This window comes from Zooshikella ganghwensis, assembly GCF_018263875.1.
GTDB classification, from domain to species: domain Bacteria; phylum Pseudomonadota; class Gammaproteobacteria; order Pseudomonadales; family Zooshikellaceae; genus Zooshikella; species Zooshikella ganghwensis.
The window spans coordinates 93,959-112,201 of the sequence record NZ_JAEVHG010000008.1 but is presented as its reverse complement, the minus strand read 5'-3'; the positions used below and the strand labels follow the sequence as shown (position 1 = coordinate 112,201).

At 42.1% G+C, this 18,243-nt stretch carries 18 protein-coding genes and 1 riboswitch; of the genes, 8 read left to right on the top strand and 10 right to left on the bottom strand.

What is annotated here, in order from left to right:
- Positions 1-43: 43 nt before the first annotated feature.
- Positions 44-769 (bottom strand): riboflavin synthase subunit alpha, encoded by a 726-nt coding sequence (locus KHS79_RS12890; RefSeq protein ID WP_212719570.1) that lies wholly within the window; start codon positions 767-769, stop codon positions 44-46.
- Between the two features lie 113 nt (positions 770-882).
- The gene (ribD, locus tag KHS79_RS12885) at positions 883-2,013 is read right to left on the bottom strand and encodes a bifunctional diaminohydroxyphosphoribosylaminopyrimidine deaminase/5-amino-6-(5-phosphoribosylamino)uracil reductase RibD (RefSeq protein ID WP_212719568.1); all 1,131 of its coding nucleotides are present in this window, start codon (positions 2,011-2,013) and stop codon (positions 883-885) included.
- A gap of 569 nt (positions 2,014-2,582) precedes the next feature.
- Here ribD and KHS79_RS12880 point away from each other — a divergent pair.
- Positions 2,583-3,344: a substrate-binding periplasmic protein gene (locus KHS79_RS12880; protein WP_212719566.1), complete on the top strand. Its 762-nt coding sequence runs from the start codon at positions 2,583-2,585 to the stop codon at positions 3,342-3,344.
- Positions 3,345-3,394: 50 nt separating this feature from the next.
- Here KHS79_RS12880 and KHS79_RS12875 read toward each other — a convergent pair whose 3' ends face one another.
- Positions 3,395-4,198, bottom strand: coding sequence for a substrate-binding periplasmic protein (locus tag KHS79_RS12875; protein ID WP_212719564.1), 804 nt, complete (start codon positions 4,196-4,198; stop codon positions 3,395-3,397).
- A 425-nt stretch (positions 4,199-4,623) separates the two neighbouring features.
- On the opposite strand from KHS79_RS12875, the gene KHS79_RS12870 reads away from it, so the two are divergent.
- Complete coding sequence (locus KHS79_RS12870) at positions 4,624-5,316, top strand: DUF4360 domain-containing protein (protein ID WP_212719562.1); 693 nt, start codon at positions 4,624-4,626, stop codon at positions 5,314-5,316.
- 238 nt (positions 5,317-5,554) lie between these two features.
- On the opposite strand, the gene KHS79_RS12865 is transcribed toward KHS79_RS12870, so the two are convergent.
- The 6 genes from KHS79_RS12865 to dnaX form a co-directional block, all read right to left on the bottom strand.
- Positions 5,555-6,007 carry a YcgN family cysteine cluster protein gene (locus KHS79_RS12865; RefSeq protein WP_027709652.1) on the bottom strand — a complete coding sequence of 151 codons (453 nt, stop codon included), beginning with the start codon at positions 6,005-6,007 and terminating at the stop codon, positions 5,555-5,557.
- 9 nt (positions 6,008-6,016) lie between these two features.
- Positions 6,017-6,319, bottom strand: a complete 303-nt coding sequence (locus tag KHS79_RS12860) for a YcgL domain-containing protein (RefSeq protein ID WP_325167614.1) — start codon at positions 6,317-6,319, stop codon at positions 6,017-6,019.
- A complete protein-coding gene (gene rnd / locus KHS79_RS12855) occupies positions 6,316-7,464 on the bottom strand; it encodes a ribonuclease D (protein WP_212719560.1) in 1,149 nt (382 codons plus the stop codon). Before rnd ends, KHS79_RS12860 begins: the two co-directional genes overlap by 4 nt.
- Positions 7,461-8,069, bottom strand: coding sequence for a recombination mediator RecR (recR, locus tag KHS79_RS12850; RefSeq protein ID WP_027709655.1), 609 nt, complete (start codon positions 8,067-8,069; stop codon positions 7,461-7,463). The genes rnd and recR overlap by 4 nt, the downstream gene beginning before the upstream one ends.
- A 63-nt stretch (positions 8,070-8,132) precedes the next feature.
- Positions 8,133-8,474 (bottom strand): YbaB/EbfC family nucleoid-associated protein, encoded by a 342-nt coding sequence (locus KHS79_RS12845; protein ID WP_027709656.1) that lies wholly within the window; start codon positions 8,472-8,474, stop codon positions 8,133-8,135.
- A 32-nt stretch (positions 8,475-8,506) separates the two neighbouring features.
- Complete coding sequence (gene dnaX / locus KHS79_RS12840; RefSeq protein WP_212719558.1) at positions 8,507-10,555, bottom strand: DNA polymerase III subunit gamma/tau; 2,049 nt, start codon at positions 10,553-10,555, stop codon at positions 8,507-8,509.
- A gap of 392 nt (positions 10,556-10,947) precedes the next feature.
- Positions 10,948-11,053: riboswitch (SAM-I-IV-variant riboswitch) on the top strand.
- Positions 11,054-11,092: 39 nt separating this feature from the next.
- On the opposite strand from dnaX, the gene KHS79_RS12835 reads away from it, so the two are divergent.
- Entirely contained in the window at positions 11,093-11,449 is a 357-nt protein-coding gene (locus KHS79_RS12835; RefSeq protein WP_027709658.1) for a hypothetical protein, read from the top strand.
- Between the two features lie 214 nt (positions 11,450-11,663).
- Here KHS79_RS12835 and KHS79_RS12830 read toward each other — a convergent pair whose 3' ends face one another.
- A complete protein-coding gene (locus KHS79_RS12830) occupies positions 11,664-12,341 on the bottom strand; it encodes a MarC family protein (RefSeq protein WP_094786806.1) in 678 nt (225 codons plus the stop codon).
- 769 nt (positions 12,342-13,110) lie between these two features.
- On the opposite strand from KHS79_RS12830, the gene rarD reads away from it, so the two are divergent.
- The 5 genes from rarD to KHS79_RS12805 all read left to right on the top strand — a co-directional run bounded on the left by rarD (position 13,111) and on the right by KHS79_RS12805 (position 18,221).
- A complete protein-coding gene (rarD, locus tag KHS79_RS12825; protein WP_094786804.1) occupies positions 13,111-14,013 on the top strand; it encodes an EamA family transporter RarD in 903 nt (300 codons plus the stop codon).
- Positions 14,014-14,215: 202 nt separating this feature from the next.
- Positions 14,216-15,196 carry a bifunctional helix-turn-helix transcriptional regulator/GNAT family N-acetyltransferase gene (locus KHS79_RS12820; protein WP_212719556.1) on the top strand — a complete coding sequence of 327 codons (981 nt, stop codon included), beginning with the start codon at positions 14,216-14,218 and terminating at the stop codon, positions 15,194-15,196.
- Between the two features lie 75 nt (positions 15,197-15,271).
- Complete coding sequence (locus KHS79_RS12815) at positions 15,272-16,054, top strand: AzlC family ABC transporter permease (RefSeq protein WP_212719554.1); 783 nt, start codon at positions 15,272-15,274, stop codon at positions 16,052-16,054.
- The gene (locus tag KHS79_RS12810; RefSeq protein ID WP_027710472.1) at positions 16,047-16,376 is read left to right on the top strand and encodes an AzlD domain-containing protein; all 330 of its coding nucleotides are present in this window, start codon (positions 16,047-16,049) and stop codon (positions 16,374-16,376) included. Before KHS79_RS12815 ends, KHS79_RS12810 begins: the two co-directional genes overlap by 8 nt.
- 111 nt (positions 16,377-16,487) lie before the next feature.
- Positions 16,488-18,221, top strand: coding sequence for an amidohydrolase (locus tag KHS79_RS12805; RefSeq protein WP_212719552.1), 1,734 nt, complete (start codon positions 16,488-16,490; stop codon positions 18,219-18,221).
- Positions 18,222-18,243 lie beyond the last annotated feature (22 nt).

Genomic DNA, 18,243 nt, shown 5'->3' with positions numbered 1-18,243 from the left:
CGATGTTTGAATACCATACATTTAAAATAATAACTTATTTTTACTAATCCTCCATTTTTTTACCCTGCAATAAAGCCAGCTTTGAAGTTGTCAGTGCTTGTAAATCTATACCTTTTTCCTTAAGCAACTGTTCCAATACTGGATACAGCTTACCTAAACTATCTTCTAATGTAGTTTGTATTGTATCAACAACAACCTGAGTTCCACGCTCTATCTCAATATTGACATTATCACCGGTACGCTTTTCCTCAAAAGTTGTCATACGGCGGGTTTCAGGAATTAACCAAACCTCGAAATAGCCCTTTTCCTTATCAACTTCTGATACTGTCAAACTGGCCCCATTAATTGCAATATAGCCTTTGGGGAAAATATATTTACGCCATGACTCAGGCAGGTCAAACCGAATACGACAGTTGCCTTCCATTTCACTAATTTCTAGAATAGCTGTTCGAAAATCTACATGACCAGATAAAGGATGACCGCCTATCTCTGCCCCTTCTTTTGCAGCTCGTTCAACATTAACCCGATCGCCCTTTTCATGTTCAGCCAGAGTAGTAATTAATAAGCTTTGTAATATGACATCGAACTTCACCACCGTTTCAGTCAGTATTTCAGTAACCGTTAAACATACACCATCAACTGCAATGCTGGCGCCTATTGTAAGGTTCTTACAAAACCCCTCAGGGAATTCAATTTCAAATGTACGAATACTGTCGTGATCGTGAATACATCTAATTGTCGCCACAGATTGAATGATACCCGTAAACATAAAAGCCTCCTGTGTTAAAGGGTAGTCCCCTCAGAGCTATTGCATACATCATGATATTTCGATGCATGGTATGACAACGCTAAGACAAGGTCACGTACGTCGAATATGTGTTATTATGGTTGCAGCTCAGGCTCTGCTTTCCTCTGATAACGACTTCTAATGTCATTCCCGATAACCTGACTATCTATCAGTGTAAACCGAGCAGCCTCTGTCAGTTTTGTAGTCTGCACCTGATAAAGCATTTGCGAGCCTTTCCCCATAAGCATTGGAGCCTGGTAAACAACCAGCTCATCCAACAAATGATGCTGCAAGAACTGACTCATTAAGGTAGGCCCAGACTCAACCATTACCTCATTATACTCCGTTGTTTTTAACCATTGCTGCAATACATTTAGATCAACCCCTTCTGTACTCACTGGCAGTGTAATGACTTCTACCCCCATCGAAGACAACTGTTGTTGCCTTTTTTTATCAGCCAGTCCTTCACCAACAATCACTACTATATTTCTACTGTCTAGGGTTGTGAGTAATCTAGCATCTAGTGGCAGAGAAAGGCGGGTATCTAAAATAATCAGGTCTGGCTGACGCACCATAGGTTTTGGTATTTTATCCAAATGATCTAAGCGCACATTTAAGAGGGGGTTATCCTGAATAACCGTTTTTACACCAGTAAGAATGGCACAGCTTTGCGCTCGAAGTGTCATAACATCCTGACGTGCTTTATCACCCGTAATCCATTTACTTTCACCAGACGCGAGTGCCATCCCACCATCAATACTTATCGCAACCTTACCAAACAGCCAAGGTCCCTGTTGTTTCATTCGTTTAATATAACCACGATTAAGCTGTAAAGCCTCTTCTTCCAATATCCCTACATCAACTTGAAATCCTGCTTGCTTAAGTACTGAAAGGCCTCGTCCTGATACCAGCGGATTTGGATCAGTCATTGCCACAACAACACGTTCTAAATTCAGCTTAGCCAATGTCTGGCAACAAGGTGGTGTTCGCCCAAAGTGCGAGCATGGTTCTAATGTCACATAAGCAGTAGCACCCGTTAAACTATCTTTAGTCTGATTAATCGCTGCAACTTCAGCATGTGGCCCTCCTGCGCGCTGATGAAATCCTTCAGCAATGACTTTACCCTGTTTCACAAATACACAACCCACTCTCGGGTTCGGTGAGGTAGACCACAGTCCTTGGCTAGCTAACGCCAAAGCTCGGCTCATAAATACTTCATCGTTCATCGTCAATCCATACTCAGCTTATAACAACTTCAGCCTACGCATTACCCAGTTCTAGCGATTTTCTACCCGGAAAACACGAGTTATAAATTAGGCTCTAAACTCATTCATTTAACCTGAATAATACGCTTAATCACTGAACCAACAACGTAAGCTATACAACATATGTCCATCTAAATGCAGCTATGCTATCAATATACGTAACATCAACCAAGCGCAATTTCCTTCAACACGAAAAGAAGAAATGCCCTGACAGAGACTTAACGAAAAAACTTATAAAAATGAGTAGTTTTAATTATACGTGAGCGAGAGATAGATGCTCTTAAGAGCTAATCAATAAGGGGGGCATCAGAAGTGACTCCTTTTACATATTTTCACCATTTATTTGAAATAATACTCATAGACAAGACATATCTTTTCCTTGTACAGCACAATCACAATAAATTACTTTTTACTGATATTTTCCGGGCCATAAGTATTCTTTTCAGCTTCAAAAAATGAGTGAGCAAACTTACCCATACCATGCTTACTTAAGTTCTATACTAATGAGTGTATGAAACTTAGTGGACAGTATGATGTTTTTAAAACGTTTCATCATAATATACTTACTTATTATATCGTCTTGCCTGCATGCAGATAATATTCGGATATTAACCTTGTCTTTTCCGCCCTACGCTTATGTCGAGTCAGGTCAAGTTAAGGGGTTTGTTGTCGATATTGTCAAAGAAGCTATGGACAGATTACAGCAAGACTATGAACTTGTAGTTCAACCCTGGGCCAGGTCACTACATGAGATGAAAACGGGCAAAGGCGATGGGTTGTTTCCTATGTTTATCACAGAAGATCGAATTTATTTTACAGAGTACTCCACTAAGCCGTTAACCTATGAATATAAATCACTCTTTATTCGTGCTAGTGACGCTATCCAATATGATGGTGATTTGGCTCTTTTGGGTGATTACCGCTTTTGCCGAGTAAGAGGTTACAGTTCAGGCCCTGTTTTCGACCAAGCTGAATTAAATGGAACACTTCCTTATGTTGATCTTGCTAACTCTTCCTTGCAGAATATTCAAAAAATACTACATAACCGTTGTCAGATATTGGTGGATGACCGAAATGTAGTCGCTCACCTGCTGAAACGTCTAAAACAAAGTAACGAGTTATCTTTGTTGGTTGATCTTGAACGTATTCCTAGTTATATGGGCTTTTCAAAATTTGGCAAAGCTAAATCGCTTGTTAAAAAATTCGATAAAGTACATCAAGGAATGCTTAATGATGGAACCATTGACAAGATTCTTTCAGACTACTTAGGAGACCATTCTCAACGTCAGTGATATACACTACATTTACCATCAAATTAAACTAAAAACATAACCTTGATTGCTTACTTATTATAAAGTTTCCTATACTTCTCATCAATTTCATCTAACACGCCTGTTTTTTTTAAAAGCAACAATTGATTATTTATCTTAGTGTACAGTTCAAAAGCCATCGGTGATCTCTTTGAAATAAATAGATGCAGCGTTTCAGGCTTAATGCTTTTAATACGTGACGCTCTAATTACCTCCGGTACTTTTCCTTTTTCAATAAGCTTTAAACCATAACCAGCCTGAATAGCTAATGGCATAATTTGGCAACGACTTACTTCTAGCATTTTAAAACCTGAAATTATGGATGAAACCCGTACAAATTTAGACTCTTGAGTTAATCCATACTCTTTATAACTATACCCCAAAACACCACAAACTGAGTCAAACTGAGCAAGATCTCTCACTTTATTCACTTCAATACCTTTGGGATATTGCCCTATCGAGTAAAAAACACCAGGATAAACTTCAGTAAATGGTGATGTTATATAATATTTATCAGCTCTTTCTACAGTATATGACCCAGTTGAGAACATTTCATAACGCTTTCTTTTATCATAATTTTCAACTTCAAACAGACATCGCTTCCAGGGTATATGATCAATTTGATAGGTAAAGTCTAGGGAGGCAAATATCGCCGTTAACGTATCTTTAGTAATACCTTTCACTTTTTTTGAAGGTACGTTATTAACTCTTTCATAATATGAATAAGGTGGGTATTCAACCTCATCATCACAAATTTTCACCTCATAGGCAAAAACAACGTTATTTAGCAGCACACCAATAACAGCTAATATCAACATAAATTGTATACAAGGCATTATGATACCCTAAACACTATTAGCCACTTAAATTATTAAGCTTATTACAAACAGGTCTACATAAATCATAAATCTTCTTAAAGAAGAAAGATATTCAAAAAAAAGCAATAAATTAAAAAAGCTAACACATCTTACAAACAGCTATAATCTCAAATAGCACACCCCATAACTAGCTATATAAAAGCCACATAAAATTAACCACAATCGTTTAGTATTTATACTTTTTTTGATATAAGCTCATTAACATCACCTGCAAACACATTATTACAAGTAATACTAATTTATTCTCATTTAAACCCGCTAAGGCTTTTTTATAATTCATCATCCAAAGCCACGAAAAAAAAAGTTTTAACCAGGCTTATCTTTATCATAGCAATACCATTACGATAAAGATTTATTAAAACTCACATCAAGGAATGATGACCATGCAAAACCCAACAAAAACTCTTTGTAAAACAAGTTTTACATTACCACTTTTTGCCTTTGCAACCTCACTATTTGCCAGTGATATTATTCCAGTCTCTATTAACCTCGTTAAAAATTCTGGAACGGGATGCCCATCAGGTACCGTATCGGCCATAGTTGCCCCTGACGGAAAATCATTTGTACTAGGATTTGATGCTTATATTGCTGAGGTAGGCCCCAATATTCCGAGAAGAGAAAGTCGTAAAAACTGCACGCTCACTGCACAGCTGAATATCCCAAATGGTTTATCGTTTACTATTGTTGATGTAAATTATCGTGGCTATGCAGCCCTTGATGAAGGTGTCACTGCACTTCAACAATCTCGTTACTTTTTTGCTGGCTATCCGAAAGAAGCACGGTTTAAAAGAGATTTTCAAGGTCCTTATGATGATGACTACTTAATTAGTGACCGTTTAGGTGTGAGACGATTTGTTTGGTCAAGCTGTGGTGCCAAGGAGCCAGTGGTTGTTACAACGGAACTGCGATTAAGTAATAATGGTAATGTTAATGCCAGAGGCTTAATCACGACAGACACTATTGATGGTAAATTAACCCAGCAGTATGGTATTCAGTTCAGAAAATGTGACGAAACATTGACTACAGGACTGGCTACAGGCTCAAGTACAAACACAGCCTCAGTCAATTACTATTAAACTGTTTTATGTACAAGACTTAAAATAATTCTACTGTTGCCGGACTAAACAGCTTTTCCATTTTCCGGCAGCATTTCTAACAATATCAAGAATAATATACCCAATACGAATGGTTTTTAGGTGCGGCCATTGAGTAACGAAGCCCCATGAGCCTATATTAATAGGTGATTGGGGTGAGGAGAGAAGATAACAAAGCCTAGAAATACTTCGTGAAGGGTATACGTGAGGCGTATATCCTTCAAGAGTCTACCCAACGAATTAAGTATTCTTGCCAATCCTCCTCAGCTACCTGCGTTTCACAAAGTGTTTTACCCCTGACTGAAACACCTTCCTCATGAACACTGTCTGCTTGACCAGTAACTAATGGATGCCAGCCTGGTAAAGGCTTGCCTTCAGCCAATAGACGGTACGCGCAAGTTGGCGGCAACCAGTGAAACTCTTCTATGTACTCTGGTGAGAGAACAGTACACTCTGGAATATGTTGGGTACGATGCTCATATTCTTGGCAACGACAACTATCATCGTCCAATAATCGACACGCAATTTGAGTGTAATACACCTGCCCATCATCTTCGTCTTCCAGCTTGTGTAAGCAACATAGCCCACAGCCATCACATACGGATTCCCACTCAGCTTTGGAAAACTGCTTTAATGATTTTTGTTGCCAAAATGGAATGACTATATCACTCATAACTTATACTTATTCCGGATCATTAAAACACAGTAGCTCATCAGGCAATGCCACTAAATACTCTTCTTTAGGAGGTGGCATTTGCAGATAAAAACCTTGCTCAGTGATTGCATCTAACACCTGATCTGCCGTAACGCGTGCAAGCTTTTTCTCTGAATGCAATACCAACGTCATAACAGGTTGAGGCTCACCAAAAACAGTTAATAATGACTCAGGTATTTTATTTAAACCATCTTGTTTTTTAACATAAAGATAGGTTTCATCTTTACGACTGCTTTTGTAAACAGCAACAACCACTTTGTCTGCAATCACGATACCAAACCTTGTTTTATCTCATTTAAATAAGCTACCAGTTCTTGGCCAAAACAATGATATCGCCAATTATCTTCATCCATTGACCAACGAAATACATTGTCATATAAACCAGAGCGGATTATCGCTTGAAAAGGTTTTTTGGGCATTAATACTTCGACAGGAATTTGTAAAGCTTCAGCTTTAACTGCCAACCACTGCTTTCCTTTTTTAACATAGCGTTTACTTGAAGGAGGAAGTGGTTTCGGAAGACGCTCAGGCAGGTTTTCTTCTTTTATGATCATTCCCTGTCTAACACAGTTTAAAATAGTGTCCCCATCTCGCTTAATGACACTGGATTTAATCCCTTTAATCGTGGCAAGTTGTGCTTTATAACGAGGCTTGCGGCGAGCAATTTGCCACAATAATTGATCGCCCAATAAATGATTACGAGGAATGTCACGTGCTAATAACTGCTGCTCACGCCAAGTGGCCAGTGCTTGTAATATTGCTAACTCCCTTGGATATAAACGCCATGCCTGCTTTATCTGACGATAATAGTTTGTTAAATCCGTAGTAACTTGATATTCAGCACAAAGAGCTGCACCATCGTTCAGTACCCACTGAGTTCGCCCCTGAGCCGCTAGCAATTTAACTAAAGCATAATACAACTGATGTAAATACCATACATCATCTACCGCATACTGTAATTGTGCTGATGAAAGCGGGCGGTCTTGCCAGTTTGATCGTGTCTCTGCTTTACCCAGAGACTTATCCAATACTTCAGCCACCAGCCGTTGATAGCCCACACTATTACCCAGCCCTGCAAGCGCTGCAGCTAACTGAGTATCAAAAAGCGGCTGGGGTAACCGCTTTACTGTACGCTGTAACAACTGAAGGTCTTCAGAACACGCATGCAATACTTTGGTAATTCCAGGCTCAGCTAATAAGGCACCCAAAGGAGTTAAATCAGGTATAGCTATAGGGTCGAGTAAATATACCTTCTTTCCATCACAAAGCTGGATAAGACATGGTTGAGCAAAAAAAGTATGACTACGTTCAAACTCAGTATCCAACGCAATGACTTCAGCGCTTAAACAGTCTGCAACCATTGCTTCCAGCGCTATAGGAGTATCAACCCAATGTACTGGGCAGTCTGTTGTCATTCACCCAATCCCATTTGTTTGCGCCCAGCAAAAGCATGTAGCAGAGTGCCACCGTCAACGTATTCAAGCTCTCCCCCTACAGGCACCCCGTGCGCTATTCGAGTCACTTTAACACCCAGCGCAATAGCTTGTTGTGCAATAAAGTGAGCTGTTGCTTCCCCTTCTACTGTAGGGTTAGTGGCTAATATCATTTCTTCCACAGCACGTTGCTGCAACTGAGCTAACAAGTCATCAACACCGATTTCTTCTGGCCCAATACCATCAATAGGAGAAAGGTGCCCCTGCAGAATAAAATAATGCCCCCGATACCCTCCTGCCTGCTCAATAGCCAACATATCAGCAGGACTTTCAACCACACACAAAATGCTTTTTTCACGCTTGGGATCAGCACAAATTGAACAGTAGTCCAGCTCTGTCAATGTTCGACATGAGCGACAATGGCCTACCTCACTCAAGGCAGTAGCAAGGCTAGCGACAATTCTTTCTGCACCTTTTCGGTCACGCTCCAGCAGGTGAAGTGCCATACGCTGGGCGGACTTTGGTCCAATACCAGGTAAACACTGAAGTGCTTCAATTAATTGTTTAATCAGAGGACTAAAAGCCATCTTTAACTCCACAAGCCAAAGCGCTAATGACAAGCAACGCTCAGTCAATACGCGAAATGCTCATTAAAAAGGCTTAAAGCCGCCTGGAATGTTTAATCCCAGCCCATCCGTTAAACTCCCCATACGTTTTTGGCTTTCTGCTTCTACTTTACGAACAGCATCATTTACAGCAGCCGCAATGAGGTCTTCAAGCATTTCCTTATCTTCTTTTAATAAACTAGGGTCAATCGATACTCGGCGCACATCGTAACGGCCATTCATCGCCACAGCGACCATTCCAGCACCAGCCTCACCTTTTATTTCCAGTTGTTCCAGTTCTTGCTGGTTTTTTTTCATTTGTTCTTGCAGTTTTTCCTGAGCCTGTTGGAGCTGGCCCATTAAATTTTCCATACCACCTTTAAACATACGTACCTCAATAAACGGGTTATGGTAAGTAGTTAATGCTTCTCATCTATCGGGGTGATCGATTGTTCCACGATTGTAGCAGAAAACTGTGCTACCAACGCCTGTACAATATGATCACTTTCAATGCTTTGTTTTGCCTCTGCTAACCGCTTAGCTTTCTTTTCCTGTAGCCAGCGAGCTGGGGTCATATCTGTCACTGGTGCAGTCGATATCTGTAAGCGAACCGATTCGCCAAACCAGTTACTCACTGCCTGTTCAATGCGCGAATGGTGCGTATCACTAAACAACATGGAGTGTTTTTCATCTAACACCAGTGACCATACATTTTGCTCAATGCTCATGAGTGCCATATGCGAACCTAAATTTTGCGTCACCCCCCCTAGCCCCAGCAACCAAAATAGCTCAGGCCACTGAGCACGCGACATGCCTTCAAGTGCTTTAGCTACATTAATATCATTAGCCTGAACCTCTGTAGCTTCAGACGACCCAACCTGCTCACGAGCATCAAGCTGGCCGGCTAAAGAGGCTCTATCAACTGGCGTGTTTTTATCCGTAACGTTTTCTTGTTTTGGGGTTTCTCGTCCACCATGGGCCTGCTGTACAGCTGGTCCTGAAGAGTGAGCTACTCCTAATGGGGGAGCACTCGCCTCCATATCTTGCAGGCTAATATGTTGGGCTGTTGCTGACGGGCTTTCCGCTCTAGGCTGTTCCTGTCCCTTACCTTTTTGTGAAACCTCTGCACTACCCTGATCACCAATATTGCAATAAACATGGCTCGTTGCCTGTTGTGAAGTTACATGTGAACCCTCTGGCTGTTTAGCCAGATGGTCTTCAGGTAATGACTTTGGGGATGAGGGTGTCTCCTTGACGTGTGGCTCACCAAGCTCATCAATATTGGCTGAAGGTGTTGAGGGAGCAGCCAGTGAAGATATCTCAGACGTTTCCGGCTGTTCACCTGAATCCTTGGTGAGAGGCTGTTGAGGTGGCCCCTCCACAGGTGTAGGACGAAATGCCAGCATTCGCAGCATGACCATTTCAAATCCTCCCCGTGGATCTGGGGCTAGCGGCAAGTCTCGCCGTCCTAAGAGACCAATTTGGTAGTAAAGCTGAACATCTTCAGCAGTCATTTTGGCAGCTAATGCTAATAAACGCTGTTGATCACCTTGACTATTATCAACTGCATCAGGAACCATTTGGGCAAGTGCAATACGATGCAAAATAGACAATAAATCAGCCAAGACGCTTATATAGTCAGGTGCAAACTCAGCAAGATGTGCAATTGTGTTCAACAGTTGCTGTATATCGCCCTCAGCAAGTGCTTCGACCACATGAAAAACCTGATGGGGATCAATAGTTCCCAGCATAGCTGCTACATCGGGTTCACGAACTTCACCGTTACCAAAAGCAATTGCCTGGTCAGTTAAACTCAGCGCATCGCGCATACTGCCATCTGCAGCTCGAGCAAGCTGCCAAAGTGCAGGCATATCAAAGCCCACACTTTCTTCAGCCAAAATAAACTGTAAGTGGCCAACAATTCGCTCTGGCGACATATTTTTGAGGGCAAACTGCAAACAGCGAGAAAGGATCGTAACAGGTAATTTCTGAGGATCTGTGGTTGCCAGCAAAAACTTAACGTGAGGCGGTGGCTCCTCCAAGGTTTTTAATAATGCATTAAAGCTGTGGGTAGACAGCATGTGGACTTCGTCAATCAGGTAGACTTTGTAACGGCCACGGGTTGGCGCATACTGGACATTTTCCAGAAGTTCACGGGTATCTTCGACTTTGGTGCGTGATGCAGCATCCACCTCAATTAAATCAACAAAGCGCCCTTCATCAATTTCACGACAAGCGTCGCATTGCCCACAGGGTTCAGAGCTAACACCATGCTCACAGTTCAGGCACTTAGCAAGGATACGCGCGATAGTGGTTTTACCTACACCTCGGGTACCAGTAAACAAATAGGCATGATGTAAACGATCATGATCTAGCGCATTGACCAGCGCCTTGAGCACATGCAATTGCCCTACAAGTTGTTTAAATGTGCGTGGTCGCCACTTACGTGCCAGTACCTGATAACTCATGCAAAGATTTTTCCGCTGTGCACTACTTTAATTGAATAGAGACTACTTAAGCCAAACCGAGTATGTTAGCTGAGAAGCCTCGTAATTGCACCCTCTCCATGGAAAACACATGCTGTCTATCTAAGGTGAAACACTCAGCCAATAACCGCTGTCTTTCGCTAAAACCTTATTTACCGTTACACACCCAAAGTGACAAATACAGCACACGAAACAGCACTGTTAGCAACGATAACTTGTCAGGACTTAAGAACCCTGATTTAATTAGCAATCGTTAAATGCTGCTTATAGCAACAATTTTTTGTGACATTATTTAGTACCTATTGCGGTATTTAGGCTTATTCTGGCTATGTCGCGAAAGCAACATTTAAACCAGTACGTAATATCTAAACCCGTAATAACATCAAGAGTAGGACTGACGTCCTCGCCAACCTGCTGTCCCTAGGCAAGGTGGATTCCGCAAAGCGGAGATGTGGCCCTTAGGCAATTAAATAGGCCCCCTTAGTCAGCGTCAGTTCTCTACAGTTCCAGGAGAACACCATGCAGTGTGATTTTGTGGTAAGCCAGTACGCACCACACCCTAAAAAAACGACACCTGTCCTCTCCCTTCGCGACCAGGCGTCAATGAGTTGGTTTATCCATCACCAACACTATGACTGCTCATTATTTGTCTGGATCTCTCAAGCTTGGCTTAAACAACCCAAAAAATTCAGCTTGCCACGTTATCAAGTTTTTGTGGAGTTTCGTGATAGTAATCGTTGTTGTCGTTACCACGAGTTCACCTTTTCCAGGTTTGAAGAGGCATTACAGTTTATCCATGGACCCTTAGCCCACCACCGCCTGAACAATATTTCACCACAAATGACGCAACTGTATCCTGTAAAAAAAGATAATTGACTTCCCACAGGTGTTTTTCAAGCTATTCACTTTTTCTAACACTCATAAAGAATATGCAATGGCTAGGATAAGGTGTCACTCGCTGGAAAAGGGAGGAGTAAGAGTAAGTTTGGGCTGACCTCACCAGAGGTAGCCCAGTAGCGCTGGTAGGGAACCTTATTCACATGACAGCCCCACTAAAAACCCTTGGTTATGGGTAAATTTAAAAGTGCTTTTAAGCTTGTGGAGTGATCGATAAGATTGATTGCAAAATAGGCTTAAGTCCACCAAAGAAAAACTCCACAGCAATCACCATTACGATCAAGCCCATAATACGCATTAAAACTTTATTACCACTCTCACCTAAACACTTCATGATAGGTTTAGCAAATAATAAGAAAACATAGGTAACGCCGCAGACCCCCATAATGCTCAAAAATAAAACACTGTAATACAACATGTGATTACTCTGGCTCATTAAAATAATAACCGTTGCAATTGCACCAGGCCCTGAAATTAATGGAATGGCTAGGGGGGTTATAGCTAAGTCATTCGTATACTCTTCTGTATCCTCTAGACTGCGCTTGTCAAACTTGGTTCGACTCAGACGCGCCTGAACCATTTCATAGCCCATTAAAAAAAACAACACACCCGCCACAATTTTCAGACTATCCACTGAAATGGAAAATACCTTAAAAATAAACTGGCCTGTTACTGCAAACACCACCAAAATCAAAGCAGCAGTAATAGTTGCTTTTAAAGCAACATGACGAGCATCACTCGGCTCAAGGTCATGAGTCATCGCCACAAAAATAGGGGTAATGCTAAGCGGGTTTATCATAGTAAATAGTGAGGTTATGCAAAGTAGCACAAACTCCAATAATTCATTATACGACAACTGATCTAATACCATAGCTGACTACCTAAATACCTGGTTTACAGGTAACGCAAATATTTATATCCTGCACCAAGGAGAGTTAAAACGCTCACTATGGATGCAAAATTGCAAAACTCATTGCTATCGATCGCACATACTTAACTAGGTGTAATCCCAACACCCAAACGGCTAAAGTGATCCTTTAGAATAAGCACTACGTATAAATAAGGCTCAAGGCTGCGCTTCACACGCTACGTAGTGACTCCATCTCGATTCATTGAAAGAACAATGGCTAAAAAACCAACCGTCTTTCAATAGATCGCTATAGCAATACAGAAACTTGAAGAAAGTCTATTAAAAAGCAATAAACCCTTGTCTGGCTTTTCTTGCAGGATAAGTGTCTACCTACCTTGTCAACTATTTAGGTAGGACCACTGCTCCATCCAAGCTTAACAAGCGTACAGCTCAAAGCACACTGGGGGTTAGTTGCAAACGTATTAGTAAATGTATGAATGAAATTGCTACGTTAGATTTTTTTGAGCACAAGCCTGTGCTTTGGATTATTTTGGCGGCGCCATTATAGTCAAATCTTAGCTAATGAAAAGCTATCCTATGAGAGTTTAGTACAAGTACTTATCTAACCCCATTCACTTTATTAACCATTATTTATTTAGTGGAGATATTGAATATGCTTTAACACCATTACCAAGCTGAGCTGAGCTCATCTCTCACCCCCATGGTTACCCATGTTAGGTTAATCTTTTGTAGTACCTATTAATCTTTTGTAGTACCTAGGAGTTATTGTATGGTTGCATCACGCACAGGAACACTGTGTGCTATAAGTGCCTTTGTTTGGTGGGGACTATCCCCTATTTATTTTAAGCTCATTGGGCATGCATCCCCTTTTGAAATTATCAGCCATCGTGTAATTTGGTCAGTTCTTTTACTGACATTAGTATTAGTTGTTCAAAAACAGCTACACACTCTGAAAAGCATTATCAAAGATCGCCAAAAGTTACTTTTTTTATTGGCTGGAGCCATACTAATAGGCGGAAACTGGCTGATATTTATTTGGGCAGTCACTAACGGACAAATACTCGAAACCAGCTTAGGCTATTTCATCACCCCTCTGGTCACAGTACTGTTTGGCTTTATGCTATTTCGCGAGCTGTTATCTCAAGCCCAGTGGATTGCTGTATCAATTGCTTGTTTAGGTGTCATCATTGAACTTATCCAGTTAGGACGTTTGCCTTGGATAGCACTTATTCTTGCCACTTCATTTGCTTGCTATGGCGCTATACGTAAAAAAGCACAAGCCCCTGCAGTAGCTGGCCTGGCTCTGGAGACCTTAATACTATTACCGGTGGCACTGGTTTACTGTATTTACTCAAATTACACTAGCCAAACAGTCTTTACTGCCTCATTTTATGATGGCTTTATGTTGAGCTTAGCGGGCGTAGTTACAACAATTCCCTTGTTACTATTTACTGCTGCTGCCACTCGGATTCCACTCAGTACATTAGGCTTTATTCAATATATCGGGCCGACCATTACGTTTTTTCTTGCCATCGTAATATATCAGGAACCCTTATCCCTCACGCGCTTATTCTCATTCAGCTTAATCTGGCTAGCGTTAGCATTGTTCACCTTTGATGGCTGGAACCGTTTACGCAAACAGCGAAAAACCTCTGCATCTCTTCCAGAGTAAGATTGCAGAATGCTGTTTAATCCATTAAAGTAATTGCGTAAGCACTTACGTAATTACTTTAATATTAGTTAGTACCTCATTATAGCCAGGCTCTTAAACATGAGCGGTTAATAGCAATCACGTATGCCTGTTGTTAGCAACCACCAACAAATAGAAGCAAACGCCCCCTAGAACAGGGCTAAGAGCAAGAAAGGTAAGTAAGATGGATTTCCTTGCAGAATTAGATTATTTAGCATTAGGTAGTCGTCTAAAGCGGCTTAGCGATCACCTAATCAGCGAAGTAAGTCAAACTTACAAAACCTTAGATATCGACTTTAATCCCCGCCTATTTCCATTACTGCAATTGCTTTATCGCCACGGTCCCAACAGTATCAGTGAACTCAGCCAAGCTTTAGGGGTTACCCACGCGGCTGTGAGTCAAATGGCTCATATGATGGTGAAGTCTGGATTAGCAAGCAAACAACCTGACCCCACTGATGAAAGACGGCAATTTCTGGAGCTGACAGCAGAAGCACATGCACTTTATCAGTCGCTGACACCGCTATGGCAAGCGATGCAATCAACACTGCAACAGTTTGGCAGCCAGCAAGGTTTTTTACTGTTACCTGCCATCACCGCAATGGAGCAAGCTATCAATCAGAGTCCTTTACAGCAAGCCTGGCTCGCTAAGCTCAACGCTATCGAAAATAACCCATCCCAAGCAAACACCAACCCCACTGCGGTCAGGCTGACTGGCTGGCAACCGCAGTGGCGTGAGCAATTTGCAGCTCTCAATTTACAGTGGCTGGAGCGCTACTTTTCTGTCACAGAAGCGGATAAGCATGCGCTTTTTCAACCTGAAGAATATTATCTCAATGATGGTGGATATATTCTGTTTGCAGAAGTTGATAGCCAACCCATTGGTGCTGTCGCTTTAAAAAGAATAAATACGGATATTTTTGAGCTGTCCAAACTCGCAGTGGCAGAAACACATCAGCAGCGGGGTATTGGGCGCCGCCTTATGTTGTATGCAATCAGCATGGCAACCATGGTCGGTGCACAACAGCTGGTACTCCAAAGCAACCGACAGCTGAAAGCAGCACTTCATTTATATCGTGAATTAGGCTTTAAAGAAGCTGTTCCTATCGCCGGTTTACCTGATTTTCCCAGGGCTGATATTTTTATGGAAAAAACCTTACGCTGAAAAACATCAAGAAATAAGCCTCTTTATTCCCAAAGAACAAAATAAAATAATGTAGTTAATTGAGCTGTAAATCCTATGAACACAACTGAATCATTGGTTTCCGAACAAACAAACTATCGCAAACATGCTTTTATATCAGGCGTACACCAGACTATTCCACTGGTCATAGGCGCACTTCCTTTTGGTATTATTTATGGAACACTTGCACTTCAAAGTGGCCTGAGTGAGTGGGCTACCCTCGCCATGTCTTTCTTTGTATTTGCGGGTTCCAGTCAGTTTATTGCAATCGGTCTACTCGCCAGTGGTGTCAGTCTAGAGTTAATTATTCTCACTACGGCTATCGTCAATCTACGACATTTACTCTATGCAGCATCATTGCTCCCTATAGTAAAAAACTTAAATTATCGCTGGCGAGCATTAATGGCATTTGGTCTTACTGATGAAACATTTGCTGTAGTATCAAGCCATTCAGCCAAAATCCAAAATATGCATCAACAGCAGTCTACTGCTGATCATTATTTATTAACCAATCAATATCAACATTGGTTGTACTTAGGCTCGATGTTTACCCTGTATTTTTGCTGGCAAATTGCTACTTTTCTCGGTCTCTACTTAGGCCAAACACTCCCAGCAATTGATCAGCTAGGCTTGGAAATCGCCATGCCAATTACCTTTATTGGCTTGCTTATTCCCCAGTTACGATCAACCCCAATGCTCGCCGCCGCGGTCAGTGCCGCCATCGTCGCCATAATTGGTCAACAATGGCCACATCAGTTAGGACTTATTGCCGCTGCTGTAACAGGCGTATTGATAGGTATCAGTACCACTAAATTACTGGAGGGTAAACAACGTGTTTGAAGTACTATTAATCACGGGGATGTGTGCAGTAACCTACCTCATTCGTAGTTTACTTTTTTTAGCCGCCCAACAAGTTCGCTTATCAACCAATACGCAACAAGCGCTTAGCTTTGTACCTGTTGCCGTGCTCAGCGCTATAATTGCTCCAGCAATTTTGTCCACGAACCAGCATACACTGAATGTATCTATTCATAACCCAGCATTAATAGCTGCAATCGCCGCCATTGCTGTGGCCTGGTGGAGAAACTCTCTACTACTTACTTTAGTCGCAGGTATTAGTATTTTTATGTTGAGCCGTTGGGGGGTAGCAAGTTTTATCTAAATATCTTTGTGACACTTTAGCTATCTTGCTTTAACCGTCAATGTCACCAAAGTGTCATCCTCTATAGGCAAGATCAATTTAACGGGCAAGGAGCAAAGGGTTTTATCAAGGATGATCATTAACAAGGTCTTTAAATATACACTTAGTCTGGTATGTGGCTGGCTACTTACGTGCACACTGTCGTATGCTTCCGAGTGGCTGATATACAATGTGCAAGGTTATACACTAACAACTCAACACCAATTAAAAACCTTTTCAGCACTGCATGTCAGTGATGATAAAGTCAAAGCCACATACCAAAAAGCCAATCAGTGGCAACAGTTACCGGCTTCGGTTACCCGAGTTAACGGTCAAGGGTACGTTGTACTGCCAGGCTTAACAGATGCTCATGGTCACGTCCTTGGCCTTGGTTATAAAAAGCAAAACATTGACTTAACGGCCAGCCGCTCAAAACATGCGGCCCTGCAAAAAATAAAACAATTTGCCGCTGAACATCCTAAACAACAGTGGTTGATCGGCCGAGGCTGGAATCAAATGCGCTGGCAGCCTCAAGCTTACCCTCAGGCTAAAGACTTAGACTTGGTTATACGTGATCGCCCGGTTTGGTTACGGCGGGTTGATGGTCATGCTGCCTGGGCCAACAGCAAAGCCATGGAAATTGCAGGGATTGATGCCAATACCCCCGATCCGGAAGGAGGGCAAATTCTACGCAATGAGAAAGGTAAACCAACAGGCATTTTTATCGATCGCGCTATGGATCTGGTGCGAGCCCATATTCCTGAAGCCCAGCCCAGTGACCAGCAACAATTACTGAAAAATACACTATTACAGCTCGCCAAACTAGGTATCACCAGTGTGCATGATGCAGGCGTTTCTGGAGAAACCCTCTCTTTGTACCAACAACTCGCCCAACAACACCAGCTCCCCATTCGCGTCTATGCCATGCTTTCAGCAAGTGCAGAAGATTACTTGCAATGGCTACCGAAAGCCCCCATTTTCACAGCGGATCACATGTTCACCTGGCGCAGCATTAAACTGATGTTGGATGGTGCACTCGGTAGCCGAGGTGCCGCACTTTATAAAGACTATGCCGATGCACCTAAACAACAAGGCTTACTACATTATTCCCTGGAACAAGCGGTTAAAAAGGTACAACTTGCCTATCAACAAGGACTGCAAATAAATACCCACGCCATTGGCGATCGTGGAAATGGTACTGCAATCAAACTTTATCAACGTTTGGCAAAAGCTAATATCAAGCCCTTAAATGCTGAGCAGCCAGGTCGTCACCGCATAGAACATGCGCAAATTGTTGCCCCTAAGGATATGGACCATTTCAGTCAACTCCACTTAATAGCTTCCGTGCAGCCTACCCATGCCACCAGCGACCGCGATATGGCTGAACAACGCTTGGGAGTTGATCGGCTTGACGGTGCGTATGCCTGGCAACGCTTAAAACAACACGGAATTATCCTCACGGGTGGGTCTGATTTTCCTGTTGAACCTGCTAACCCTTTTTATGGCTTACATGCGGCTGTTACACGGCAGGATCGAACCCTAAAACCGAGAGCAAGCTGGCTTCCTAGCCAACGCCTAAATCGAGAAGATGCTCTGGCACTCTTTACTGTCAATGCGGCTTATGCGGCCTTTCAAGAAGAGGTACTGGGCACACTTGAACCCGGCAAGTACGCTGACTTTATTATTATTGATCGGGACTTATTTAATATTCCTGACAATAGCATCTGGCAAACCCAGGTCATGGCAACGTTTGTAGCGGGTAAACGCGTTTGGCCAAAACAAGACCCATTCCAGCTGAAGGCAGGTGTTTCAAAACAAAGCAACTGACAAAATAACAACACTGACAATT

Coding starts and splice junctions, on each gene's coding strand:
- KHS79_RS12890 (WP_212719570.1), bottom strand. CDS start 769: ATGTTTACGGGTATCATTCAATCTGTGGCGACAATTAGATGTATTCAC.
- ribD (WP_212719568.1), bottom strand. CDS start 2,013: ATGAACGATGAAGTATTTATGAGCCGAGCTTTGGCGTTAGCTAGCCAA.
- KHS79_RS12880 (WP_212719566.1), top strand. CDS start 2,583: ATGATGTTTTTAAAACGTTTCATCATAATATACTTACTTATTATATCG.
- KHS79_RS12875 (WP_212719564.1), bottom strand. CDS start 4,198: ATGCCTTGTATACAATTTATGTTGATATTAGCTGTTATTGGTGTGCTG.
- KHS79_RS12870 (WP_212719562.1), top strand. CDS start 4,624: ATGCAAAACCCAACAAAAACTCTTTGTAAAACAAGTTTTACATTACCA.
- KHS79_RS12865 (WP_027709652.1), bottom strand. CDS start 6,007: ATGAGTGATATAGTCATTCCATTTTGGCAACAAAAATCATTAAAGCAG.
- rnd (WP_212719560.1), bottom strand. CDS start 7,464: ATGACAACAGACTGCCCAGTACATTGGGTTGATACTCCTATAGCGCTG.
- recR (WP_027709655.1), bottom strand. CDS start 8,069: ATGGCTTTTAGTCCTCTGATTAAACAATTAATTGAAGCACTTCAGTGT.
- KHS79_RS12845 (WP_027709656.1), bottom strand. CDS start 8,474: ATGTTTAAAGGTGGTATGGAAAATTTAATGGGCCAGCTCCAACAGGCT.
- dnaX (WP_212719558.1), bottom strand. CDS start 10,555: ATGAGTTATCAGGTACTGGCACGTAAGTGGCGACCACGCACATTTAAA.
- KHS79_RS12835 (WP_027709658.1), top strand. CDS start 11,093: ATGCAGTGTGATTTTGTGGTAAGCCAGTACGCACCACACCCTAAAAAA.
- KHS79_RS12830 (WP_094786806.1), bottom strand. CDS start 12,341: ATGGTATTAGATCAGTTGTCGTATAATGAATTATTGGAGTTTGTGCTA.
- rarD (WP_094786804.1), top strand. CDS start 13,111: ATGGTTGCATCACGCACAGGAACACTGTGTGCTATAAGTGCCTTTGTT.
- KHS79_RS12820 (WP_212719556.1), top strand. CDS start 14,216: ATGGATTTCCTTGCAGAATTAGATTATTTAGCATTAGGTAGTCGTCTA.
- KHS79_RS12815 (WP_212719554.1), top strand. CDS start 15,272: ATGAACACAACTGAATCATTGGTTTCCGAACAAACAAACTATCGCAAA.
- KHS79_RS12805 (WP_212719552.1), top strand. CDS start 16,488: ATGATCATTAACAAGGTCTTTAAATATACACTTAGTCTGGTATGTGGC.